The sequence below is a fragment of the Rothia sp. (in: high G+C Gram-positive bacteria) genome, from assembly GCF_015265375.1.
In the GTDB taxonomy this organism is placed as follows: Bacteria; Actinomycetota; Actinomycetes; order Actinomycetales; family Micrococcaceae; genus Rothia.
On the sequence record NZ_JABZXW010000078.1, the window covers coordinates 1 to 7,762 of the forward strand.

Consider the following 7,762-nt stretch of genomic DNA (forward strand, 5'->3'; position numbering starts at 1 on the left):
TTTCCACCATCGAGGTCTCTTTTAAAACGCTTTTGGGCTACCACCTTGGAAAAATAGATCCTCTTATCCATTTGAAACCAGAAAAACTTCATCCTAGTGCAAAATATCCGCCGTCTCGCAAAAAAGCAGGTGTGAATACGAAGCATGAAGAATGGTTGGGATACTATAAGCGAGGTATGGGAACCTCTAAGCAGCCTTTTGTGAAGCACCATAAAAAGTACTATGGAGGGGAACTGCCGATATGGGTTGCGGTAGAGGTAATGACATGGGGAACGATGACTCATCTATATGATCTCTCTCCGGAATCTGTGCGTGTCCATATCGCGTCAATGTTTAATATGAGTGCTCCTCAGCTGTCTAGTCTTCTCGAAGCACTCAATTATGACCGTAACATCTGTGCCCACCAGAGTCGTTTTTTCAATGCGGGCCTACCAGAACCTATGCTCCTCGGTTCAGGTCATAAGGTAGATGTCAGTGGTGCAAGGCGCGATAGGGCGTATTACCATCTACTCATGATTCAGCACCTACTGAAATCTCTAGACGTAGGAGACGTTTCTGCGCTACCGAATGTGCTACGTGAGTACCCTTCTGTACCTTCTATGCCTATTGCTAGTATGGGAGCCCCTGAGAATTGGGAAGATAATCCTATCTGGAAGGAAGATGAAAAGGAAGATAAATAAGCCTTTTGGGTAGTATTGCGCTGAAAGGGGCGGAGGTGAAAACCTCCGCCCCTTTTCGCATCGCCAAAGTGCTCCGAGAGTGTGTTCTGAGCCGGGTGCCTTCCGCGGTCGTGGCGCCGCCGATAACGCCTTACCGCAGAAGCTAGAAGAGCCCCGCCGCTAACGCTGCAGGCGGCCCTTCGCCTCACTCGGATCATCCCAACCCAGGGCAAGCGTCACGATCAAGCCCACGGCAATGAAACCGCAACCGGTCGCAGTACCGAAAGCAATCCAGCGCACGGCGGGAGCACCTTCAGCGAGCACAATAGTCACCAGCGCGGCAAGAGCCACCAGGGAGAGAATCCAAGCTCCGGTCTTCATATTCACAATGAGTCACTTCCTAGAGTATGTATGTGTAGGTGCGCGCCGCCGACCGGGAACACACCCGGCACGGTATGCGTGCCCTCCCAGCATACCCTTAAATAAGTATCTGCAATGCAAGTATTGCGCGCCGTGTCCCCAGAAACACCCCCATCACTGTCCCAACCCCACCCTGTCACAGTGCCAAACTCCACCGCACCGCAGATTCGGTACGATTAAAACCATGACCGAATCCACCCGTGTAGCACCCCTGCCCTGCGACGCGCTCGCCGCCGAACGCACCCTCGTGATGGGCATCCTCAACGTCACCCCCGACTCCTTCAGCGACGGCGGCAAGCACTACGCCGCCACCGACGCTATCGCCCGCGCCGCCCGCATGATTGCCGAGGGCGCCTCCATTATCGACATTGGCGGTGAGTCCACCCGCCCCGGTGCCGTGCGCATCAGCGTGGAGGAGGAGCAGCGCCGCATCCTGCCCGTCATCGAGGCGGTCGCGCAGATGGGCACCACCATCAGCGTTGACACCATGAACCCGCAGACCGCCCGCGCCGCCATTGCCGCGGGTGCGCACATCATCAACGATGTGTCCGGTCTGAGCGTGAGCGATGAAATGATTGAAACCGCCGCCGAGCTGCAGGTGCCGTACATCCTCATGCACGCGCGCGGCACCTCCCAGACCATGAACAGCCTGGCGGAGTACCCGCGCGGCGTGGTCACCGAGGTTGTGGAGGAGCTGACCGGTCTGCGTGAGCGTTTCCTCGCCGCCGGTGTGCTACCGCAGAACCTGATTCTTGACCCGGGCCTGGGCTTCGCGAAGGGCGGTATGCAAGATTGGGAGCTGCTCGCCGCCATTGACGAGCTGCAGTCCCTGGGGCATCGCCTGCTCATTGCCGGTTCCCGCAAGCGTTTTATTGCTAACGCCCTGACGGCGGCGGATATGGCGCTGGCTGAGCGTCTGAACGCGAGCGGCTTCACCGCAACCGAGGCGGGTGAGGCTGAACGCGAGCTGTGGCAGTCTCTGTCGGAGCCGCGCCCGGCCGAGCATCGTGCGGCAGCTTCGGCGGCGGTAACCGCCCTGGTGGCGGCGCGCGGTGTGTGGGCTGTGCGCGTGCACGACGTGCCCGCCAGCGTGGATGCGGTGACGGTCGCCTCCGCGCTGCGTTCTGTCAGCTAGAACCACCACCCGCAACCGCCGACTACCCGAATACTTTTAGGAGACCCCCCAATGACCCAGGCAGATTACGCCCGCCACGACCGCATCACCCTCACCGGCATTACCGCCAAGGGCTACCACGGCGTGCTCGATTTTGAGAAGCGCGACGGCCAGCCCTTCGTCGTGGACGCGACCCTGTACAGCGATTTCTCTGCCGCCGCTGCGACGGATGACCTGACGAAGACCACGAACTACGCGCTGGTGGTGGACCTGATTCACCGCCACATTACGAACGGTTCCCTGGACCTGATTGAGACTCTCGCGGTGAACATTGCGGAGGGTATCCTCGCGATGTTTGAGTACGTTGAGGCGGTGGAGATTACCGTGTCGAAGCCGCAGGCACCGATTGAGCTGCCGTTCGGTAACGTTGCGGTGAGCGCGTTCCGTGAGCGTGCTACTGAGCGTACCGCTGAGGGCGGCCGCTAGTGGCGGGCACGCAGAAGCCCGATACGCAGAAGCACCGCACGCAGAAACATCGGGCAGTGCTGGCGTTGGGCTCGAACCTGGGCGAAAGCGAAGACACCCTGGAGCGTGCCGTCGCCGACCTGGTGGCGGGCGGTGTGCAGCTGGTGCGCGCCTCCGGGCTGTACCGTACCGCCCCGGTGGGTGGCCCGGCAGGTCAGCCGGATTTCGTGAACGTGGTCATTGAGGTGGCCACCGACCTTGGCGCCTACGAGCTGCTGAAGCTGTGCAATGCGGTGGAGGCGGCGCATCACCGTGAGCGCCTGGTGCGGTGGGGTCCGCGCACCCTCGATATTGATGTGATTGACTATGACGGCGTGATTTCTGAGGATCCGGTGCTGACTCTGCCGCATCCGCGGGCGCAGGAGCGTGCTTTTGTGCTGGTGCCGTGGGCGCAGATGGACCCGCAGGCACGCCTGACGGTCACGCATCGTGCGGAGCCTTCGGGGGAGCGTGCCGATGAGGTTCCCGAGCCGCTGAGCCGCGAGGTGGTGAGCGTTGCGGAGCTGTCCCGCACGCTGGTTGAGGCAGATGAAGACGCTATCAGCTATATGCGTGAGATGAAGGTACCTGATCAGCCTTAAATGTGGCACTCTGGAAGGTAGAGGAACCTACCGAAAGGAAACACCATGAAGCCCCTGAGCTATCGGGCGATTATTGTGGCGGCGGTGTGCGCTGCCGCGGTCGCTCTTATGGTGAATTCCGTGATGATTGGCGCCGGTTTTGGCGAGCTGAATTTCTCGTGGATGCTCGGCACGGTGTGCCTGCTGGTTGCGGCGGGTGCCGTGTGGCTGGGTGTGCAGGTGGCTCGTTATCGTCGTATTCAGACGCGTGAGAAGGTGCCCCATATGGGACCGATTCTTGCGGCGCGTGCGGTGGCGTACGCGCAGGGCTCCATCATGACCGGTGCCCTGTTGACGGGCTGGTGCGGTGCGATTCTTGGGTACCACCTGGTGATGGTGTCGACGCGCGGTTTTTCGGTGCTCTTTTGGGAGGTTCTTGTTAATTGTGTGGGCAGTGTTGCCCTGCTGATTGCTGGCCTGTGGGCGCAGCATTGTTGTCGTATTCCGCCGGAGGATGATGAGGATGCGGCCTCCTCTTCCGGTGCTGTAAAGCCGCGAGAGGGAGGAACCTATGTCGGCTCCTAACCAGAATAGTTATTCGCCGAATGGCCAGTACGGGCAGGATGCCCAGAATGCTCAATACGGTCAGTATGGGCAGAGTCAGCCCGGCCAGCAGGACCAGCATGGGCAGAATCAGTACGGGCAGTACCAGCAGGCGGCTTACGGTCAGTCTGGTGCCCCGTATGACCAGCAGGTACAGCCCGGTCAGCAGGCGCAGTATGTTCAGCAAACCCAATATGGTCAGCAGGTTCCGCCCGCTGCCGCGTACCCGAACGCACCTCAGCAGGTGCCCTCACAGTCGGCACCCGCTCAGCCGGTAAGCTCCCAGCCGGCGCCTTCTCAGCCGGTTCCCTCGCAGCCCGTACCGGAGCCGCAGTGGGTGCCCGCCGCCTCCCGCTACCTGACGGTTCGTTATATTCACACTCTTTCTGCCCTGGCGCTCCCGATTCTTGCGGGCGTTGCCCTGTATTGTGCGGGTGCGTTCTTCGGCGGCCCGGATGCGCTACGCATCGCAGGCGTGGCTGTGATTGCGGTGTTTGGTCTGTGGGGTCTGTGGTGGATTCTGACCACGCCGCGCCGTACTCGCGCGCTCGGCTACGCCCTGGAGTCGAATCACCTGATGGCGCGCCGCGGCATCGTGTTCCGTTCGATGAGCTCTATGCCGTACGGTCGCATCCAGTATGTTGACGTGGATTCAGGCCCGCTGGAGCGCATGTGCGGTGTTGCCCGCCTGACGGTGCGCACCGCGGGTACGACGACCGGCACGATGGTGCTGTTCGGTATTCCGCTGAACGTGGCGGAGGAGCTGCGTGCGGATCTGGTGCGCCGCGCCGATGAGCGAATGGCGGCGCTCTAATGAGTACCCCGGTTCCGAATAATAACGCCCCAAATAATAGCGGTTCGGGTTACGGTAGCTCTGCCAGCCACCCCGCTGGATATGGTGCTGACCAGCAGGTTTACGGTAATTACGGTCAGGGAAACCAGCCGCAGGCGAACCCCTCACCGCAGGAGCAGAAGTGGTGGCGTGCCGATATCCGCACGTTCATCATGAACCTCTGGTTCGTTATTCTGCTGGCGTTCGGCTTCTTCCAGAGCATCATCCTGAATATTCTGACGACCCCGCCGAATGAGTGGGGTGCGCGCCTGACGCAGGCATTCGACGAGAACAGCAGCTATTTCAGTGCGACGTACTCGCAGCTCATCGGCTTCGGTGTGCTCATGCTGATTCTGGTTGGCGGCTCGATTGATTGGTGGTTTACCCGCTACAGCCTGGATGATTTGGCGATTCACCGCCGTAGCGGTTTTCTGTTCAAGAAGAACCGCACGATCCGCTTGGAGAGCGTGCAGAGCGTGGACATTTCGCGTCCTCTGGTGGCGCGCCTGCTGGGTCTGTCGGAGCTTCGTTTTGAGGTGGCTGACGGCTCTTCGGAGGCACTGCACATCAAGTACGTTTCCGCCCGCAAGGCGGAGGTTCTGCGCCGTACCGCGATGGCGAGTATCAACTTGTTGCGTTCGGAGGCGGCTGGCCGCCCGATCGACGTGCTGCCCGGCAGCATGCAGATTTCGGCGGAGCGTATGCCGGATGCGGATCAGCTGCACCAGCCGTTCGAGGCATCCTATGAGGCGTCCTACGGCGTGCCTGCGCAGGACGGCACCCAGCAGGCGGTACCTCAGCAGGGCATCCAGCAGCCCGCCCCCGAGCAGTCTGCACCCCAGCACCCCGGTACTCAGTACCCCGGCGCATCCCGCCGCGGCGCTCGCATGCCGATGCCGACCCCGGCTGACCCCTCGCAGCCGCCGATTTTCCGCATCTCGAATGTGCGTCTGATTGCCTCCATCATGTTGGAGCATCTGGTGTGGCTGGTGCCCGCCGTGGCTCTCATGGTTGGTGCCGCGGTCATTGCCGCGATCCTAGATGGCGAGAGTCCGTTCCTGATTTTCATGGCGTTGCTACCCGGCACCTTCGTACCGCTGCTCGGTTACTTGGGTACGTTGTGGGCGCGTTTTGATGGTGCCGCGAACTTCAAAATCACCCCGAGCGGTCAGGGCGGTGTGACCCTGCGGTACGGTTTCACCGGCACGCACACTCAGAACGTGATGGTTGAGCGTATTCAGGCGCTGGTGGTGGAGCAGTCCATTCTGTGGCGTGTGTTCGGCTGGTACCGCATCAAGATGACCATTGCCGGTATTGGTATTGAGCAGAACGATAACCAGAAGCTGGTGACCCGCAATATTGCTCTGCCGGTTGGTAATAGGCAGGAGGCGCTGATGGTGTTGCGTTTGCTGTTGCCCGCCCTGGATGAGGTGCAGGCACAGGTGCTGCTGGATACCGCCAACGGTTCGTTGAAGCGTCAGCAGCCGCAGGTTCCGGCAATGATTGTGACCCCCTCGTCGGCGCGCTGGATGGACCTGCTCACCTGGAAGCGTAACGGCGTGACCACGGTCGGTTACACTGCCGGTTCGGTGCAGGCGACCACCCGCATTGATTCGGATGCCGCACGGGCGAGCGTTGGCGAGCATACGCAGGGCGACCTGCTGCTGATTCGTGGAGGCTGTTTCAACCGCACGCTGGCGATTGTTCCGGTGAGCCGCGTGCTGAGCGTGAGCTGGGGCCAGGGCCCGCTGCAGCGTGCCTTCGGATGCGCGAGCGTGCATTTCGGTACGGTGCCCGGCCCGGTGCGCACTCTCATGATGCACCTGCCGCCGCGCGTTTGCGAGGACCTGGTGTGGCTGATGACGGTTCGCCTGGAGGGTATTGAGCCCTACTACCGCGTACCTGAGCCGGTACTGAGCGGGCGGCCCTAAGCCAGCCCGGCAGCTCAGCTAACCCGCTAGCTCAGCCAGACAACTAGCAAAACTGCAGAGCGCATCCTGCCGTCGGTCGTCTTCGTGACACCGGCGGCAGGGCCTGCGTGAAAGGGAGAATATACTTAAAGCCGTGATACAGCATTCAAAACCTGCGCGTTTGGGCATTGGAATTATTTCCGCCGGGAGGGTTGGCGCCGTCCTCGGTGCGGCTTTGCGCGCCTGTGAGCACACTATTGTGGGTGTTCACGCGGTGTCTGAGGCGTCTCAGGAGCGCGCCGCGATGCTGCTTCCCGATGTGCCTCTGCTACCTGTGGAACAGATTGCCGAACGTAGCGAATTGCTGATTCTTGCGGTTCCCGATGATGAGCTGCCGGGTCTTGTCACCTACCTGGCGTCCTCGGGAAGTATTACCGCCGGTCAGATTCTGGTGCACACCTCCGGCCGCCACGGCACCGAGGTTCTCGCACCGGCGACCGCGCTGGGTGCTATCGGTTTGGCGATTCACCCCGCCATGACCTTCACCGGCATGTCCGTGGACCTGCAGCGCCTGAACGGCACCTGTTTCGCCGTGACCGGACCGGCGCCTTTCATCCCGATTGCTCAGGCACTCGTGGTGGAGGTGGGCGGCGAACCCGTGCACGTTGCCGAGGCCGACCGAGCACTCTACCACGCAGCCCTGGCGCACGCCGCGAACCACCTCGTAACCATCCTGGGTCAGTCCCAGCAGATGCTCGCATCCATCGGTATTGAGGACCCGGCACGCTACATGGGGCCGCTCGTTCGAGCCGCCGTGGACAATGCGCTCGCCAGCGGCGAGGGTGCCCTGACCGGGCCCGTGGCACGTGGAGACGCAGGCACCGTGAAGGCTCACCTTCAGGCTCTGAATGAATACTCAGAGCATGAGAAAACAGGTGATATTACAGACTCTTATGCCGCTCTGGCACACGCAACCGCAAAAAGAGCGCATAATAGAGGTTTGTTAAACGATGAACAACTGGGACGAATTGAGAATCTGCTGGGCAATTCTTCGGAATGCAACCACCCCGGCGATATTGACGATTCAACCCCCGAAAACAAGGAGTTCTCGTCATGACTGAGACTTCGAAGCCCCGAGT

9 protein-coding genes are annotated in these 7,762 nt (G+C 60.9%); 8 read left to right on the forward strand and 1 reads right to left on the reverse strand.

The genetic code is table 11. From position 1 onward, the window contains the following. On the forward strand, positions 1 to 680 hold a 680-nt coding region (locus tag HXO69_RS08205; protein WP_296546444.1), incomplete at its 5' end, for an Abi family protein. Between the two features lie 159 nt (positions 681 to 839). Here HXO69_RS08205 and HXO69_RS08210 read toward each other — a convergent pair. Next, positions 840 to 1,046 carry a hypothetical protein gene (locus tag HXO69_RS08210; protein ID WP_294627161.1) on the reverse strand — a complete coding sequence of 69 codons (207 nt, stop codon included), beginning with the start codon at positions 1,044 to 1,046 and terminating at the stop codon, positions 840 to 842. A gap of 217 nt (positions 1,047 to 1,263) precedes the next feature. On the opposite strand from HXO69_RS08210, the gene folP reads away from it, so the two are divergent. From folP to HXO69_RS08245, 7 genes are all read left to right on the forward strand, one after another. Beyond that, the gene (gene folP / locus HXO69_RS08215) at positions 1,264 to 2,214 is read left to right on the forward strand and encodes a dihydropteroate synthase (RefSeq protein WP_296546445.1); all 951 of its coding nucleotides are present in this window, start codon (positions 1,264 to 1,266) and stop codon (positions 2,212 to 2,214) included. Positions 2,215 to 2,265: 51 nt separating this feature from the next. Further along, positions 2,266 to 2,679 (forward strand): dihydroneopterin aldolase, encoded by a 414-nt coding sequence (gene folB / locus HXO69_RS08220; protein ID WP_296546447.1) that lies wholly within the window; start codon positions 2,266 to 2,268, stop codon positions 2,677 to 2,679. Then, on the forward strand, positions 2,679 to 3,299 hold the full coding sequence (gene folK / locus HXO69_RS08225; protein WP_296546448.1) for a 2-amino-4-hydroxy-6-hydroxymethyldihydropteridine diphosphokinase: 621 nt from the start codon (positions 2,679 to 2,681) through the stop codon (positions 3,297 to 3,299). The genes folB and folK overlap by 1 nt, the downstream gene beginning before the upstream one ends. A 45-nt stretch (positions 3,300 to 3,344) precedes the next feature. Continuing rightward, a complete protein-coding gene (locus HXO69_RS08230) occupies positions 3,345 to 3,863 on the forward strand; it encodes a DUF3180 domain-containing protein (protein WP_296546450.1) in 519 nt (172 codons plus the stop codon). Beyond that, positions 3,850 to 4,695, forward strand: a complete 846-nt coding sequence (locus HXO69_RS08235) for a PH domain-containing protein (protein WP_296546451.1) — start codon at positions 3,850 to 3,852, stop codon at positions 4,693 to 4,695. Before HXO69_RS08230 ends, HXO69_RS08235 begins: the two co-directional genes overlap by 14 nt. Next, positions 4,695 to 6,644: a PH domain-containing protein gene (locus HXO69_RS08240; RefSeq protein WP_296546452.1), complete on the forward strand. Its 1,950-nt coding sequence runs from the start codon at positions 4,695 to 4,697 to the stop codon at positions 6,642 to 6,644. Before HXO69_RS08235 ends, HXO69_RS08240 begins: the two co-directional genes overlap by 1 nt. Positions 6,645 to 6,777: 133 nt before the next feature. After that, a complete protein-coding gene (locus HXO69_RS08245; protein ID WP_296546454.1) occupies positions 6,778 to 7,740 on the forward strand; it encodes a Rossmann-like and DUF2520 domain-containing protein in 963 nt (320 codons plus the stop codon). Positions 7,741 to 7,762: the final 22 nt, after the last annotated feature.